15 protein-coding genes are annotated in these 16180 nt (G+C 59.6%); 7 read left to right on the top strand and 8 right to left on the bottom strand.

Features of this window, described 5'->3' with window-relative positions:
- The first annotated feature begins 17 nt into the window (after positions 1-17).
- The 5 genes from ABHV46_RS00665 to ABHV46_RS00685 all read left to right on the top strand — a co-directional run bounded on the left by ABHV46_RS00665 (position 18) and on the right by ABHV46_RS00685 (position 5426).
- Complete coding sequence (locus tag ABHV46_RS00665) at positions 18-1733, top strand: dihydroxyacetone kinase family protein (protein ID WP_438382283.1); 1716 nt, start codon at positions 18-20, stop codon at positions 1731-1733.
- An 86-nt stretch (positions 1734-1819) separates the two neighbouring features.
- The gene (locus ABHV46_RS00670) at positions 1820-2758 is read left to right on the top strand and encodes an amidohydrolase family protein (protein ID WP_438382284.1); all 939 of its coding nucleotides are present in this window, start codon (positions 1820-1822) and stop codon (positions 2756-2758) included.
- A gap of 63 nt (positions 2759-2821) precedes the next feature.
- Positions 2822-3583: an SDR family NAD(P)-dependent oxidoreductase gene (locus ABHV46_RS00675; protein WP_438382285.1), complete on the top strand. Its 762-nt coding sequence runs from the start codon at positions 2822-2824 to the stop codon at positions 3581-3583.
- Positions 3584-3703: 120 nt separating this feature from the next.
- Entirely contained in the window at positions 3704-4300 is a 597-nt protein-coding gene (locus tag ABHV46_RS00680) for a DedA family protein (RefSeq protein ID WP_438382286.1), read from the top strand.
- A gap of 7 nt (positions 4301-4307) precedes the next feature.
- On the top strand, positions 4308-5426 hold the full coding sequence (locus ABHV46_RS00685; RefSeq protein WP_438382287.1) for a D-alanine--D-alanine ligase: 1119 nt from the start codon (positions 4308-4310) through the stop codon (positions 5424-5426).
- 78 nt (positions 5427-5504) lie between these two features.
- Here the strand turns inward: ABHV46_RS00685 and ABHV46_RS00690 are convergent, their stop codons facing one another.
- Positions 5505-5957 carry an MlaD family protein gene (locus ABHV46_RS00690; RefSeq protein WP_438382288.1) on the bottom strand — a complete coding sequence of 151 codons (453 nt, stop codon included), beginning with the start codon at positions 5955-5957 and terminating at the stop codon, positions 5505-5507.
- Positions 5958-6085: 128 nt separating this feature from the next.
- On the opposite strand from ABHV46_RS00690, the gene ABHV46_RS00695 reads away from it, so the two are divergent.
- Positions 6086-6934, top strand: a complete 849-nt coding sequence (locus ABHV46_RS00695; RefSeq protein ID WP_438382289.1) for an undecaprenyl-diphosphate phosphatase — start codon at positions 6086-6088, stop codon at positions 6932-6934.
- A 197-nt stretch (positions 6935-7131) separates the two neighbouring features.
- Entirely contained in the window at positions 7132-8544 is a 1413-nt protein-coding gene (locus ABHV46_RS00700) for an amino acid permease (protein WP_438382290.1), read from the top strand.
- Between the two features lie 145 nt (positions 8545-8689).
- Here the strand turns inward: ABHV46_RS00700 and ABHV46_RS00705 are convergent, their stop codons facing one another.
- Genes ABHV46_RS00705 through ABHV46_RS00735 form a run of 7 tightly spaced genes read right to left on the bottom strand, consistent with a single transcriptional unit; the run spans position 8690 to position 16030 of the window.
- Positions 8690-10411: a dihydroxyacetone kinase family protein gene (locus ABHV46_RS00705; RefSeq protein ID WP_438382291.1), complete on the bottom strand. Its 1722-nt coding sequence runs from the start codon at positions 10409-10411 to the stop codon at positions 8690-8692.
- Between the two features lie 54 nt (positions 10412-10465).
- Positions 10466-11482, bottom strand: a complete 1017-nt coding sequence (locus ABHV46_RS00710) for an ABC transporter permease (protein WP_438382292.1) — start codon at positions 11480-11482, stop codon at positions 10466-10468.
- A complete protein-coding gene (locus ABHV46_RS00715; protein ID WP_438382293.1) occupies positions 11472-12977 on the bottom strand; it encodes a sugar ABC transporter ATP-binding protein in 1506 nt (501 codons plus the stop codon). Before ABHV46_RS00715 ends, ABHV46_RS00710 begins: the two co-directional genes overlap by 11 nt.
- Positions 12978-12994: 17 nt before the next feature.
- Complete coding sequence (locus ABHV46_RS00720) at positions 12995-13921, bottom strand: substrate-binding domain-containing protein (protein ID WP_438382294.1); 927 nt, start codon at positions 13919-13921, stop codon at positions 12995-12997.
- A gap of 30 nt (positions 13922-13951) precedes the next feature.
- Positions 13952-14419, bottom strand: coding sequence for an RpiB/LacA/LacB family sugar-phosphate isomerase (locus ABHV46_RS00725; protein ID WP_438382295.1), 468 nt, complete (start codon positions 14417-14419; stop codon positions 13952-13954).
- Positions 14420-14441: 22 nt separating this feature from the next.
- The gene (locus ABHV46_RS00730; RefSeq protein ID WP_438382296.1) at positions 14442-15269 is read right to left on the bottom strand and encodes a DeoR/GlpR family DNA-binding transcription regulator; all 828 of its coding nucleotides are present in this window, start codon (positions 15267-15269) and stop codon (positions 14442-14444) included.
- Entirely contained in the window at positions 15266-16030 is a 765-nt protein-coding gene (locus ABHV46_RS00735) for a triose-phosphate isomerase (protein WP_438382297.1), read from the bottom strand. Before ABHV46_RS00735 ends, ABHV46_RS00730 begins: the two co-directional genes overlap by 4 nt.
- Positions 16031-16180 lie beyond the last annotated feature (150 nt).

Genomic DNA, 16180 nt, shown 5'->3' on the forward strand with positions numbered 1-16180 from the left:
AAACGGAACGAAAAATTATGGTCGATATCTGCGGTAATGAAGACGATTTCGCCACGCATGGTCTTCGCGCCTATAACCACGTCTTTCAGGACATCGTGCGTCCAGTGCGTAGCGGCGCCCTGCGCGCCCAACCCGGCCCCGAGGGCAAGGTGACGGTTCTGGTGGGTGGCGGATCGGGCCATTATCCGACATTCTGCGGCTTCGTCGGGCCTGGCTTTGCCGATGCCGTGGTCATGGGCGGTATCTTCGCCTCTCCCTCCATCCAGGCCGTGGCCAATATCGGACGACTGGCACATCGTGGCGGCGGCATTGTCATGGGGTTCGGAAATTACGCAGGCGATAATCTCAATTTCGGGATCGCCGCCGAACGCCTGCGTGCCGAAGGCATCGATACGCGTATCGTGGTCACGACTGACGATGTGGCGAGCGCCCCTGCTGAGACACCCGAGCGAAGACGCGGTGTGGCAGGCGATATCATCGTCTTCAAGATCATGGGGGCGTCTGCCGATGCGGGTTATAACATCGATGCTGTGGAGGCAGTTTCTCGCAAGGCCAATGCACAGACGCGGTCGTTCGGTATCGCTTTCGATGGCTGCGCCCTGCCCGGTTCGCCCGAAAAGATTTTCACCATCCCCGAAGGCCGCATGGCCCTGGGGCTCGGCATCCATGGTGAGCCCGGCATAGAGGAGCGTGTGCTGGCTGCTCCAGACGCGATTGCGGCGGAGCTCTATGCGCGGGTGATGGCGGAAAAGCCGCCTGAAGCCACACGTCTTGCCGTATTGCTCAACGGTGCAGGCGCTACCACCACCGAAGAGCTTTTCGTGTTGTGGAACGAACTCGAAGTCCTTTTCGAGCGCGACGGACTGACGCTCATTGCGCCCCTGCTCGGTTCCTATGCGACGAGCCTCGACATGTATGGCTGCTCGCTGACGATCACCTGGCTTGATGACGAACTCGAACAGTTCTGGCGTGCGCCGGTCACCTCTCCGGCCCTGTGTCGACACAAGGTAGAAGGCGACTGGGTCGCGGCCTCCAGACAGGCGGTTGCCGAACTCCCCGCGCGCTATGAACCCACATCGAGCGCAGATGGACGCAAGGCCGGGGCCTGTGTCGCCAAAGCTATGGCCTGTTTGGCCCGAACCATGCGTGATGAAGAAGCCATGCTGGGGCGTATCGATGCCGTCGCGGGTGATGGAGATCATGGTCAGGGCATGGCCCGCGGTGCGCGGGCTGCGTCGCGGGCCGCACAGACTGCATCAGAAGCAGGAGCCGGCGCCCGTACGGTGATGGAGGCCGCTGCCGATGCCTGGGGTGACAGGGCCGGTGGTACGTCAGGCGCGCTCTGGGGAGAAGCGCTGTTTGCCTTTTCAACCATTCTCGATGACGACCGCGCTTTTGACGCGTCAGGGCTGGTCCAGGGGGTTATCAGGGGCGGTGAGCGCATCAGGGCGATCGGTAAAGCCGAGATTGGCGACAAGACCATGGTCGACGCGCTTGCCCCTTTCATGGCTACGCTGGAGAGCGAGCACCGTGCTGGCCGAGGCTTGTCGGAAATTTGGTCGCGCGCAGTGGGCGAAGCGCATCGTGGCGCGGAAGCGACGAAGGATTTCGCCGCCAAAAGGGGACGTGCCAAGACCCATGGCGATCATAGCAAGGGTCACCCCGATCCTGGCGCCCTCTCATTCGCTCTGGCCATGCAGGCGCTTACGCCGCTCATCGAGGACCTCGCCTGACAAGAGAGGGTCGAGAGAGGGCATCGTAACGAGATGTCGGTGCAGGGCAGAGAGGCATTGTACCGAAAACAGGGAAGGCAAGGCGCATGGAGACAATTGATTTCGTCGATCCTCATGTGCATCTGATCGATCTCGACCGCCTGCATTATCCCTGGCTGTCACCGCCTTTCAGCCATGATGCGGCGCTCGGTAGCACCGAGGCAATCGCGCGGGCCTACAGCCTGTCTAGTTATCTCAAGGATATGCAGGGATTGCGCGTGCGCGGGCTTGTACACGTCGATTCAGGCGTGGCGGCAGACGAAATCCTGAGCGAAGTACGCTACGCCAGTCAAATTCTGCAAACAGCACTGGCGCCACCCGCTGGTGTGCCGCAACGCCTCGACGCCGCGGCAATCGTGGGTTTTGCACAGCTTAATTCTCCAGATCTCGACCAGATACTGACCCAGCATAAATCAACACCGATTTTTCGCGGTGTGCGTCACATTGCCAACTGGCACAAGGACAGAGCCATCGCCTATCCCGGCCCGGATCTTACACGTGACCCGGCATGGCTCAACGGTCTGGCCGTCCTTGCACGCCATGGGCTCACTTTTGACCTTCAATGCTTACCCGACCAGATGCCAGCCCTTGCCTCGGTTTTTCAGCACCATGGTAACATGCCGGTGGTTATCGATCATCTTGGCATGCCTCTTTTTGACATGGACGGTGGTCAGGAAACATGGCGCAGAGGGATGAGAGCCCTCGCGTCGTGCCCCAATGTGCATGTCAAGCTCTCGGGTTACGGTTTCATCAGCCGTAACTGGCAATTTGAAGATGTGGCGCCGGTTTTGACCGAGGTGATCGATCTTTTCGGTGTCGGGCGATGCATGTTTGCAAGCAATTTTCCGACCGATCTTCTTTTCGCCCCGGCAAGACAGACGATCGAGACCTGGCTGCGTTTTGTCGAGCCGTTCAGCACCGATGAGAAGCGTGCCCTGCTGGGAGGCACCGCTGCTCGTTTCTACCGCATGGATCTCTATTCATGACAGGTTGCCCATGCAGGTAAAAGCCATGCTGCACGTACTTAAACACCAACTCAGGACCCGATCATGCTTCTGAACAACAGAGTTTTCGCTATAACCGGCGGCGCGTCTGGTATCGGGCGGGCCGCAGCACTCGAAGCGGCGCGGCAGGGTGCAGATGTAGCGATCACCGATATTGTCACGCGGGAGGCCGCCGAGCCGGTCCTCGAGGCCATCAAGGCGTGCGGGCGACGGGCAGTCTATCTACAGGGCGATGTGTCCGCACCTGAAACAGCGACCCGTTTCATCGGGGTCATTACCGAAAAGCTCGGCGGGCTCGACGTGTTTGTGAGCAATGCGGGCATCTGCCCGTTTCACGCCTTTCTTGACCTGCCGCCCGAGACCCTTACGAAGACTGTCGGGGTCAATCTGCTTGGCGCGTATTTCATGGTTCAGGCAGCGGCCAACCAGATGGTCAGGCAGGGGCGAGGCGGTGCTATCATCGCCGTGTCTTCGATCTCGGCGCTGGTCGGCGGTGCGTATCAGACGCATTACACCCCAACAAAGGCCGGTGTGCACTCCCTCATGCAGTCGAGTGCCGTAGCGCTGGGCCAATACGGCATAAGGTGCAACTCCGTCCTGCCCGGCACGATCCGCACGGCGATCAATGAAGACGATCTCTCAAACGAGGGGAAAGCGCAGGCTATGGTCGGGCGTATCCCGCTCGGGCGGCTGGGGGTGCCTGAAGATCTTGCGGGGCCAATCGTGTTTCTCGGCTCTCCGATGGCGGGTTATATCACAGGGGCGTCGCTGCTGGTCGACGGTGGTTGCTTCGTCAATCTGCAATAGGCACGCCTCGGTAATCGGGCGGAGCTTGCACCGGCGGCCCCGATCAGGCGGGTAAAGTCGGGTTGCGAGTCGGTTGCATCGGGTTGGCGTTTTTCTGCCGCTCGTGGCACATGGAGCGCCATGTCCAACGGTGCCCCTTTTCACAGCAGCTCGCTCTATCATCTTCTCTCGGTTGCGGGAGCGGCCTGGTGGTCGAAAGGGCTCGCGGTTATCCTCGGTACGTTCATTCTTGAAGATGCCACCACCATGATTGCGGCGATGGCGGTCGATGACGGGCGTATCACTGTGATGCTGGCCCTGATCTCCCTTTATATCGGCGTCGCCGTTGGCGATCTCGGGCTCTACGGTCTTGGCGCTGTGGGTGCAAAATGGCCGCCTGCCCGGCGTTGGCTGACATTGCCGCGCCATGACAAGGGCCGGAACTGGTTTCATCGCAACGTGGTCCGTACGGTGGTGATCAGCCGTTTCATTCCGGGCGCTCGCCTGCCGCTCTATACGGCCTGCGGCTTTTTTCGTGCGCCGTTCGGCTCTTTTGCAGCGAGCGCGGTTGTCGCTACACTGATCTGGACATCGCTCCTTTTCAGCGTTTCCCTGCATGTCGGGGGGTGGCTGTCGGCCCATATGGCGAGCTGGCGTTGGTTCGGCATAGCGGGCTTCATCCTGACCATTCTTTTTGTCGGGCGCCTTATTGCGCGCTTCCAGACCTTCAGTGACTGATCGATCGATGCTCCAGATTTCGCCTGATTTGTCTTCGCAGCCCCCAGTTCCCGACGAGGAGGGCAAAGCGCCTCACCCGCTTTCGCTCTTCGAATTCTGGCCCGGATCGATCTTTTACACGCCCATCGTGCTGTACTGGATTGCGCTTGGTTTGCGCTACGGCGATTTCAGTATACCGAGTGCGGCCAATCCCTGTATTGAGACAGGCGGTCTTTGCGGCGAGAGCAAGAGCGGTATCCTCGATCTTGCAGGCCCCATCGCGAACAGATGGATCGCGCCCTACGTGACGCAGATGCTGCGCAAGGGAAAGAGAGAACAAGACGCTCACGCGCTCATCGCTGCCTTGAGTGAAAAGGGCATCACCTTCCCCTTGGTGGTCAAGCCCGATATCGGCTGTAATGGCACCGGGGTGAAGCTTGTACAGAGCCCATCAGACCTGCTGCCAGTGCTGAAGCAGTTTCCGTCAGGCGTGCGTATACTGGCCCAGGCTCTTGCCGAAGGTCCTGTCGAGGCAGGTCTTTTCTATATTCGCGAACCCGGAGCCACCTCGGGGCGTATCACCTCGATCACCTATAAGGAATCACCGGTATTGGAGGGCGATGGTATCGCAACCATCCGCGAATTGATCACGCGCGACACCCGCACCAATCTCTTGCCCGATATCTACCTGCCACGTCTGGAGGGGCGGCTTGACGATGTGCCTGCGCCGGGTGAGCCCGTGCAACTGGTCTTTACCGGCAATCACTGCAAGGGTTCGATTTTTCGTAATGGCTGCAAGGATGCGACCCCTGCCCTGACCCGACGTCTGGACGAGATAATCGGTGATGTGACCGAGTTCCATTTCGGTCGGATCGACGTCAAGGCTGCGTCAATCGACGCCCTGCGCCGCGGTGTGGATTTCGAGATTATCGAGCTGAATGGCGTCGGGTCTGAGGCAACCCATATCTGGGATTCCAGAACCACGCTCTGGGAGGCCTATCGCGCGCAGTTCTATCATTACCGCGAGGCGTTCCGCATCGGCGCCATGAACCGTGCACGTGGCCGCAAGACGTGCGGCGCCTATACGATGCTGCGCTACTGGCGCAAGCAGAGGCGCCTGCTCGCGCTTTACCCGCTGAACGATTGAGAAAGTCGCTCCGGGCCATTACGAAGCTGAATGTGCCCTACGAGTCTCAGCAGCGTCGGTCTGGCCGCAGGGCATGCCTCACTGGATGCCGGAGCCGAAGATGTAATCGCTCACCTGCTGTTCGAGAGAGCTGGGCGCCTGGGTGTTGGTAATGGTGCCGTCGCTCGGCAGGCGCATGCGCGATTTGCCGGGCGCGATAGCCAGCGCATTTTCAGAGGTCATGCTTGGGGCTGCGATCGACAGGATCGTATCCTGTGGCAAGGAAAGGTGACGGTCGATCGAGAAATCGACCTGTGCCATCTGTGTCTGTGGGTCGAGGCCGACATGAGAGACCGTGCCGACACGTACGCCGGCCAGGACAACCGCAGCCCCCGGATTCAGCCCGTTGGCTGAAACAAAACGGGCGTGAAATCGCTGAGTGTCGCCGGAAGGCCCGTGGCGCTGGGCGACGGCGTAAAGGGCGAAGCCGGATGCGAGAGCGAGCACCATCGCACTCGCCAGAATCGCGCCGCCCCGGTTTTTTGCCGCCATCTTTGCTTCACCCGCCTGTTATAACAGCGGAACTCTTCGCCTGAGTTGCGGTCATGGTCAAGCGCGGGCTTGCGGTCCGTGCCGTGCTGGGGCAGGAGATAGAAACATTTCTTTCATACTGAGCTGACATGACGCTGCTACAAGCACTCGTTCTGGCGATCGTCCAGGGACTGACCGAACTTTTCCCCGTGAGCAGCCTCGGTCACGCGGTACTTCTCCCGGCCCTGCTTCACTGGAACCTGGACGAACGCAGCGAATTGTTCCTGCCGTTTCTGACCATGCTCCATTTCGGCACGCTGGTGGCGCTGTTCTGCTTCTTCTGGCGCGACTGGCTGGCCATCTTCACAGGCGCTTTCGGGCGATATGGCGCGGCACGCCGTGAAGAAGCCATTCGCATTCTGGTTCTGCTGGTCATTGCGACCGTACCGGTAGTGATTTTCGGCGCGGCTTTCGAACACCGGCTCAAGGTGATTTTCGGCACGCCAGTCGCTGTGGCGCTTTTCCTCTTCCTGAACGGGCTTATCCTCCTCGTGACCGAGTGGATGCGCTCCTATAAGGGCCGCCGTCCGCAGCGCGCCATTGCCGACATGTCGGCCAAAGACGCGCTGGTCATCGGTTGCTGGCAGTGCCTTGCGCTGTTTCCTGGCATCTCACGCTCTGGCTCGACCATCAATGCGGGGCTGGTTCGCGGTCTTAACCATGAAACGGCAGCGCGGTTCTCGCTTCTTATGGCCCAGCCTGCGGTTCTTGCGGCGACGGTGCATGAGGCATGGCAATTGCGCCATATGACGGTCAGTCACGATATGGCTCAGATCTCGGTTATTGCTGCGGTTGCCGCAGGCATCACCGCCTTGATCAGTACCGCGGTGCTGCTCAAATATTTCCGCAATCACGACCGCTGGGCGCTTTCGCCCTTCGCGTTCTACTGCATGGGCGCTGGATTGTTCTCGCTGCTGGTGCTTGTTCTCTTCCGGTAACGAAATAATTTCCACTTTGACCGTCGATCCGGCATGATCGGCTTTTCTGAACATGGGCGATCTTTATCATTCCTGACCTCGATGCACCTCCACCCTCGCCTTCTTCGACCGGGAGCCGTCGCAAGACTCTCGAACAGGTCACGGCTGATTACGAAACGAACGGGCTGAAGCGCTCGCTGACGGCAACCCAGCTCATCATGCTGGGGGTCGGCTCGACTATCGGCGCTGGCATCTATGTCATGACCGGTACGGCGGCTGCGGAATATGCAGGACCATCCATTCTTGTTTCTTTCGTCATCGCCGCCCTCGCCTGTCTCTTCACCGCTTTTTCCTATGGCGAGCTGTCCTCGAGCCTGCCTGTATCCGGCTCGGCCTATTCCTATGCCTATGTCTCGATGGGCGAACGCGCTGCGTGGACGGTAGGCTGGCTGCTGCTGCTCGAATACGGCATTTCCTGCGCGGCGGTTGCTTCGGGGCTTTCCGGCTATGCGACGAGCCTGTTGTCGAGCTTCGGGTTTCATATCCCGGCGGCCTTCAGTCAGGCGACTTTCCAGACCGTACCGGGCAGTGGCGGCATGGCCATCACCTCGGGTTGGCGCTTCGATCTCGTTGCGACGATTGCCATTGCCATCGTCACCGCCTGCCTTGTGCGTGGCGTGCAGGAATCGGCGCGGGTGAACACGATCATCGTTTTCATCAAGGTGGGCGTTCTCTTTCTCTTCGTCGCCTGCGGCCTGTTCGCTCTTCACCCTTCGTACTGGCATCCGTTCATTCCCGAATATCGCGGGGGATTTCAGTACGGCATCCCTGGCATGTTCCGCGCCGCCTCGATCATTTTCTTCGCCTATGTCGGGTTCGAAGCGGTTTCCACCGCTTCGGCCGAGGCCCGTAACCCACGTCGCGACGTGCCGATAGGCATTATCGGCAGTCTGGTGATCTGCACTTTCGTTTACGTGTGCGTCGCATCGATCCTTATAGGCATCGTGCCCTATCAGCAGCTCAATGTCGCCGACCCGCTTTCAATTGCCGTGCGCGCGATGCACCAGCCCTGGCTGGCGCTTTTCGTCAATCTGGGGGCGACCATCGGCCTTTGCTCAGTGCTTCTGGGCCTGCTTTACGGCCAGACGCGCATCTTTTTTGCCATGAGCCGTGACGGGTTGTTGCCCCCGATCTTCTCATACGTGCACAAGCGCTATTACACACCCTGGACGGGAACGATCCTGCTCGGCCTCATTGTCGCCCTTGCCACCGCGACCCTGCCGATCGACGTGATCAGCGATCTCGTCAGCATCGGCACGGCGGCTGCGTTCGGTATCGTGTGTTTTACCGTGATCTGGCAGCGCAATATGCATCCCGATATGCCGCGTAGTTTCAGCGTGCCGCTGGGCGGTTTCAGGGTTAATGGCTGGTGGATCGGCATCACACCGCTTCTGGGCATTCTGTTCTGTATCGTCATGATTGCCCCGCTTTTCGCCGATATGGCACGGGCGCTGATGCATGGTAATCCTGTGCCCGCGCTGCTTCTGCTCGCCTATGCCGGGCTGGGCTTCGTCACCTACTGGTATTACTCTCGCCATAATTCCGGCTTTGCCAAAAAGGACGTTGGCTGATTTTCCGCAAAACCGAGGCGATCTGAATTACCCACAGATTTCGTGGATGTGTTCGTGGGTAACGCTGTGGATAAGCGCCGTACAAGAATCAAAAAGGGGGGAGCGTTCGGCTCCCCCCTTTTTGATAGAACGACAGGCACGCAGTTTATTTGACGGCCTTTTCGGAAAATTCGCGCGCGACGACCCGGGCACAGAGCGCCATGGAGATGGCGCCTGCATCAGGGTGGCCCTTGCTACGCTCGCCATGAGTGCGGGCACGACCGAGGCGCGGGAGCAGATCCTTTGTAGCCTCCGCCGCAAGGGTCGAAGCCTCTGCTGCCTGGCTCCAGGCTTTGGCAATCGAAAGCCCCTGTCTCAGGCCGATTTCGAACTCTTTTACCAGGGGTTCGAGCGCATCCATGAGTGTCTTGTCGCCTTTCTTCGCCTTGCCGAGCCCGGTGATTTTTTCCATGGCACGGCGCAGTCCGAGAGAAAGGCTCTGCGCGTCTGGCACGGCTCCATCGTCAAAAGCTGTGCTGAAAGCAAAAAGCCCTGCGCCCCAGAGAGCGCCTGATGTGCCTCCTGCCCGATCCGCCCAGGCATCGGCAGCAGCGGCGAGCACGGTCGCAGAGCCCGATCCGGCCTCGACGGCCGCGCGTGCGGCCTTCGCCGCCGCCGCAGCGCCTCGCGCCATGCCTTGCCCATGATCGCCGTCACCTGCGTGGGCGTCGATCTGACCGAGAGCGGGCTCGGCTTCGGCAAGTGCCGTCGAGAGCTTGATCATGACCGAGGCAACGCAGCGCCCCCCTTGCCTGCCAGCTTCGGTAAGAGATTTCATGTAGAAGGCGGGGGCTTCTGACAGGGCGGGAAGGGAGTCATCGTAGCCTCCCGTCATCTTGTCACGTCTCAGGGCTGCGCTATCGACAGGCGCGCGCCAGAGCGTTTCCAGCTCTTCATCCAGCCAGGTGAGCGTAAGAGAGCATCCGGCCATATCGAGGCTGGTAATATATTCGCCAGCCAGAGGTGCGATGACCGTATAGCCCGCATTTTCAAGATGGGGAATGATCGCCTCCCACAGCACGAAAAGCTCTTCATATTTCGTGCTACCCAAACCATTCAGCAGGGCGGTGATGCGCGAGCCGCCATTGTCCGGGGCTTCCCTGAGCAGACGATCGCACAGAATGGCGGCCAGCTCTGCCGGGCGCATCAGGTCGAGTTCGTCGATGCCCTGCTCGCCATGAACGCCAAGCCCTAGTGCGACCCGGCCTCTCGGAACGCTGAACAGCTTTTCTTTTTCTCCGGGAAGCGTGCAGCCGTCAAAGGCGACACCGAAAGACCGCGTCTGCGCATTGGCACGACGCCCGATCGCTTCGACCCGGTCGAGCGAAAGACCGGCTTCAGCCGCCGCGCCAATGATCTTGAAGACGGGCAGGTCGCCCGCCGTGCCTCGGCGTCGCGTTTCCTCGCTGGCGGGGGCGCTGGCGATGTCGTCTGTGGTAGCGATCATGCGCGTGTCGATACCCTCGGCGCGCAATCTCTCCGCGGCGATGCTGAAATTGAGAACGTCGCCGGCATAATTGCCGTAGCCCAGAATGACACCGCCCCCGAGATGTGCCTCTCGCGCGATGCGCAGAATGGCCTGTGTCGAGGGGGAGGCGAAGACGTCACCGGCGACCGCGGCATCGGCGAAGCCTTCACCGACATAGCCATTGAATGCCGGAAAATGCCCCGAACCGCCGCCAACGACGAGCGCAACCTTGCCCTGTTTGCCCGGCTTCGATCTGACAACGCCGCCACGTACGGGCTGGACGATATCGCGATAGATGCTCGCAAAGCCGCGCAGAGCGGATGTCGCGAAATTCTCGGCATCGCCACAGATTTTTGTCATGGGGTAGTCATCCTCGGTATGGGTAAGCGGAGAGACGGGAACAGAAGCGCGGCTTCAGGATTCCCGATTGAAATAGCGTCGGGCGAGAGAGTCGAAGGAGATTGCAGCAACCACGATCCCGCCACTGACGATCGACTGCCAGTAAGGCGAGATACCGAACAGGACGATGACGTTTTCGATAATACCGATGATCACGGCGCCGAGGACCGCTCCAAACGGGCTGCCCAGACCGCCGGTCGTCGCAACACCACCGATGACGGCAGCCGCGATGGGGGCGAGCACCCAGGTATCACCTATGGAGGGCTGGGCCGTGCCCAGCCTTGCAACCATCAGGATTCCCGCCAGTGCCGAAAGAAAACCCGCAGCGGCAAAGGCGCAGACCCTGATGGCGTCTACCCTGATGCCAAGCATGCGCGCTGCGGCGTTATTGCTGCCAATGGCATAGACGTAACGACCGAGCGGAGTGCGGATCATGACGAAAGAGACGATGAGGAGGCAGAGAAGCAGGATCACGAAAGGGACAGGCAGGCCGAACATCATCCCTCGGCCCAGAAACGAGATATTTCCCGGAATGCCCGTAATGGCGACGCCCTTCGTCAGCACCAGATTGGCACCGCCATAGACCCCCGCCATGCCGATGGTGAGCACGAGCGAGTGCAGCTTCAGCTTCGTTATCAGCAGGCCGTTCAACAACCCGCATCCTGTGCCGAGTGTAAGGCAGAGCACCAGAGAGAGCCAGGGGTCGAGCCCCGCCTGAACCATGAATATGCCACCTGCGACACCGGCAAGGCCGCCAATGGCGCCGACGGAGAGATCGAGTTCGCCAAGGATCATCAGAATAGCCTGGCCGATCGTCACCAGCCCGACGAAGGCAAGCGAGCGTGCGATGATCTTCATGTTGAACGCTGTCAGAAAATTCGCTGACAGCGTGCAGGAAAGAATGAAGATGACTGCAAGCGCAATCACCACCCCAAAAAGGGGATTCGATGCCACCGCCTTGAGGCGGGAGAGGAGATTGGGCTGGGGGGGCGTGGCAGCGCCATCATGCGGCGCAGGCGTGTCATGCGACATGGCTTGTCTCCGGTGAGCCGATGATCGAGGCGACCAATGTGCTGATTTCGGTTGTTTCGTGGTCGAATGAGCCGTTGATCCGGCCCGAATACAGGCTCACGATGCGGGTTGCGCAGCGCTGAAGTTCGCTCATCTCGGATGAGACGAGAATAATCCCGACGCCCTCCTCGGCGAGGCGCTGCATGATGCGGTAGATCTGGAATTTGGTGCCAATATCGATGCCCTTTGTGGGCTCGTCGAAAATCAGCAGACGTGGCCTGCGGGCCATCGCCCGCCCGATAATGGCCTTCTGCTGGTTCCCGCCCGACAGGAACATGATCTTCTTGGCGGGTGATGAGCTGCGCACGTCGAATTGCTCGATAATTTTCCGCACCAGCGCGTTTTCGCGGCGCGGCGAAATCAGTCCGGCTTTTGCGATATCCCTCGTGACAGCAAGCGAGATGTTCTCTCTCAAGCTCAGCATAGGAAATATGCCGTGGTGTTTGCGCTCTTCCGAGAGATAGACCATTCCGGCCCGCACCGCCTTGTCAGGTCGATTGGGCGCAATCGGTTTACCGTCCAGCATGACGCGGCCGCTCTGGACCTTGCGAAACCCGAACATGGCCTGCATGATCTCGGAACGCCCCGCTCCGACCAGCCCTGCAAAGCCAAGAATCTCGCCCCGCCTGAGGTCGAAGGAGATATTTTCGAAGCCAGGGCCGGTCAGGTTGTCGACAGAGAGAATGGTCTCGCCGGTGTGGGTAGAAGGCGCGGGCTGAAACTGCTCGTCCAGCTTGACGATGCTCCCGGACATCAGGCGGATCAGCTCCCCCTCGGTCATGCCGTCCATCGGGAAAGTACCGACGCTGCGCCCGTTGCGCAGAACCGTCACCATGTCGCCGAGCGCAAAGATTTCTTCCATCTTGTGAGAGACGAAAACGATAGCGACGCCCTGATCGCGCAGATCGTTGACGATGCGGAAAAGACGCTCGGTTTCCTTGGCAGTAAGAGACGAGGTCGGCTCATCGAGAATCATGACCCCGAAATTCTCCTGGGTTGCTGCGCGGGCAATCTGAAGGAGCTGCTGATCGGGAACACTGATTTCGGCGACTTTCTGGTCAGGGCGCGCGTGAATGCCGAACCGGGCAATGAATTTCGCGGCCTCCATCTCCATCGCCTTTTCCGACACCATGATCCTGCCGAAGCCGGAGCGGGCAAAGGGCATGAACATGTTTTCCGCGACGGTAAGGTAGGGAAAGAGATTGAGTTCCTGAGGCACATAGGCCACGCGTCTGAACAGCTTGTGGTCACGCAACGCATCTGCGTCATCAATGACGAGTGCCCCCTCATCGGGCCTGACCAGACCGGCAAGGGTCTTGATCAGGGTCGATTTACCGGCCCCGTTTTCACCCGCAAGGATATGCACCTTGCCGGGTTCGAGGGTCAGGTCGATATGATCGAGGGCCACGACCCCTGGATAGGTCTTTCGTATGCCCGAAGCCTTGAAAAGGACCATGGCCCCCTCCCCGTCGTTTATTTGGAGAGCGTTGATTTGGTGATGATGTCGATGCCCGTATCGATGTTCTTGGGCGTTTTCTGCCCCAGCGCCTTCTGCCAGGCGGCGATCACGGCCCAATAGCCCTGCATCTCGGGACGGCTGGAGGCGGAGGAATCCACGACGCCGTCCTTGATCAGCTGGAGCATGTCGTTCAGATTATCCAGACCGACTTCCTGCACCTTGCCGATCTTGTCGCTTTCGCGAATGGCGTGGCCGATGCCTACAGGGCCCGCTGCATCGCAGGCTACCCAGCCCGCAAGGTCTGGATGGGCCTGCATGATGGCAGAGGCCTGTTTCTGCGCGGTTTCGATGCTGTCATTATCGATACCCGTCGCCACGACTTTGATGTCGGGATATTTGGCGAACACCTTCAGCTCACAGCGTGCGCGAAGCGCATGGTTGGGCGCCGTGGGTACGCCCATCATGATGGCGACCTCACCCTTGTGGTTGACCAGCTTGGCAAGCCGCTCCGCCGCAAGGGTGCCCTGCTCGCAGAAATCGGCACCGACCGCTGTGATCTCCATACCCTCAGGAGGCAGAGAGTCGAAAACCGTCATCGGAATCTTCTCATCGACTGCTTCCTGCATGGTCGACCTGTTTCCCTTCTCGTCGAGAAGGTCGAGGATCAGACCATCGGGATGCGTCGCTATGGCGCGTTCGATGATGTCGTTCTGGGTCGAGACATCGGCAGTTTGCGGCGCGCGATATTCAACCGTGATGGCGCGTCCCGTGGACTTGCTCAGCAGGGCCGCAGCGGCTTGCGCGCCATTATTGGCCTTGTCGAACCACGGATGAACGGCTTTCGGTATCATGACGAACCGCATCGGCGCATTATCAGCCGCCGCATGAGCGGCGAGCGGGGCGAAGAGCAAGGTTGCGGTAGCGAGCAGTGCTTTTTTCATGAGATCAGACCTTATGGTCGCGTTAACCCATTATTTGCAGGAATTGGGTGAATATTTACGATCGAGTGCGTCGATGCCATCGACATTGCGGGACGAGGCGCTTGCAGGGTCGAATTTTTTGGCGAGGAAGGAGTCGACGATTGTCTTGGCCAGCTCCGTGCCGACGACGCGTGCGCCAAGCGTGATGATATGCGCGTTATTGGAGAGGGCGGCGCGCTCTGCCGAATAGCTGTCATGGACCTGGGCCGCTCGAATGCCGGGAATCTTGTTGGCCGAGATCGCCACGCCGATACCCGTGCCGCAGCACAGAATGCCACGCTCGTACTCGCCGGAAAGAATGGCGTGTCCGACGCGTTCGCTCAGTTCGGAATAGAGTTCGCTCTTTTCATCCACGGGGCGCGAGAGGTCGACCGCATCGAACCCTTTTGCCTTGAGATGCGCCACGATCTGCTGGGCCAGACCTTCACCGGCGCTATCGCCACCAACTGCAATTTTCATGATTGTCTTCCTTAAACGTGTTCTAGAGAGAGGCGGACTGCGAAGCGGACAGCGTGTCGTCGAGTGGCGCGACATGCAGATTGATGCCCGCGTCGAGCATTCGGTTCTTCTGGCCTTCGGAAACACCTGAATCGGTGATCACGACGTCGAAATCGGAGAGATTGGCCAGACGGTTCAGGGCAGTGACATCGAATTTCTGGCTGTCGATCATCAGGATGCGTCGATCGACGATTTCCATGAGCGCCATCTTGCACTTCACGATCTCCTGCTCCTGATGATAGGCGCCGAGATCGCGCACGGCGGAGACCGACATGAAAAGCGTGTTTGCCCGAAGCGATTTCGTTCCCTGCTCGCAGAGGATGCCGAGAAACGCGTCGAAACGCGGATGATATTTACCACCCAGGCAGATCAGGCTGATATCCCGCGCTCCGGCAAGCTGGGTTGCTATGCCCATGCTGTTGGTCAGCACGGTCAAAGGCATGCCCGAGGGCAGGTTTTCCGAGAGGATACGTGAGGTTGTGGAATCATCGAGGGCGATGATATCGCCTGCCTTGATGAAGCTCGTCGCCACGCGGGCGATTGCCTGTTTTTCGCGCGAGGCACGGCGCATGCGGTGAACGACGCTGGTTTCCATCACGCCGCTGGCCAGCATGGTCACGCCGCCATGGACCTTGCGCACCAGCCCCTGTTCGGACAATGCGTGCAGGTCGCGATGAATCGTCATACGACTGGTCGAGAAGCGTTCGACGAGTTCTTCGATCTGGGCGCCGCCATTCTCGAGCACATAGTCGAGAATTTCGCGACGTCTTGCCGAGACGGCCTTGCTTTCGACGCCGGTCGCGCCGCTCATGACACGACCGACTGGATGATGGCGGCCAGGCCTGACGGGTCCCAGGCTGAGCGACCGATGAACACGCCATCGACATTGGCCAGTGCGGTGTAACGCGCTGCATTCTCAAGCGATACGCTGCCGCCATACAGGATCGGCACGCGCTTGGCGCTCGTTTCACCGACCAGTTCAGCCAGAACATGGCGCAGACGTGTATGGGCCTCTCCGACGAAATCGGGCTCGGCAGCCCTGCCCTTCGCCCCAATGGCCCAGACGGGTTCGTAAGCCAGCAGCACGGTCTCGATCTGGGAATCTGTCAGACCGTGCAGCGCCATCTTTGTCTGGCGGGCAAGCGTTTCGTGCGTGACACCAAACGCGTATTCTTCTGCGCTGTCGCCAATGCAGATGAGCGGGCGCAACGCGTTGCGTATGGCGGCCTTGACCTTGAGATTGACGGTAATATCCGTCTCGCCGAAATGCTCGCGACGCTCCGAGTGGCCGAGTTCGATGATATCGGCACCGCATTCGCGCACCATGTGAGGAGAGATTTCCCCGGTCCATGCCCCTTCATCTTCCCAATGCATGTTCTGAGCACCCACATGCCACCGCGTGTCTGCGAGACGGGAGGCGACCGTCTCGAGCGAAGTGAAAGGCGGGATGACGAAGGGAGTAATGTAAGAAGGCACGGTTATGGACGCGATCTGCCCGGCCGCATCACGGGCGGCGGCTGGCCCCTTGTTCATCTTCCAGCTTGTTCCGATCCAGAGCGACTTTAAGGGCATCGTGTTCTCTCTCCGTGACGCAGTGACGAGCATTGTAACGTCGTGATGTTAAGATAGGAATTTATCTAACACGCAGGTAGAGAAAATCTCACCCAAAGCGTTCACATTGATATGATTTAAACGGTGAAATAGGACTAAATTCCAGTAAAA

This window comes from Asaia sp. BMEF1 (assembly GCF_051628905.1).
In the GTDB taxonomy this organism is placed as follows: Bacteria; Pseudomonadota; Alphaproteobacteria; order Acetobacterales; family Acetobacteraceae; genus Asaia.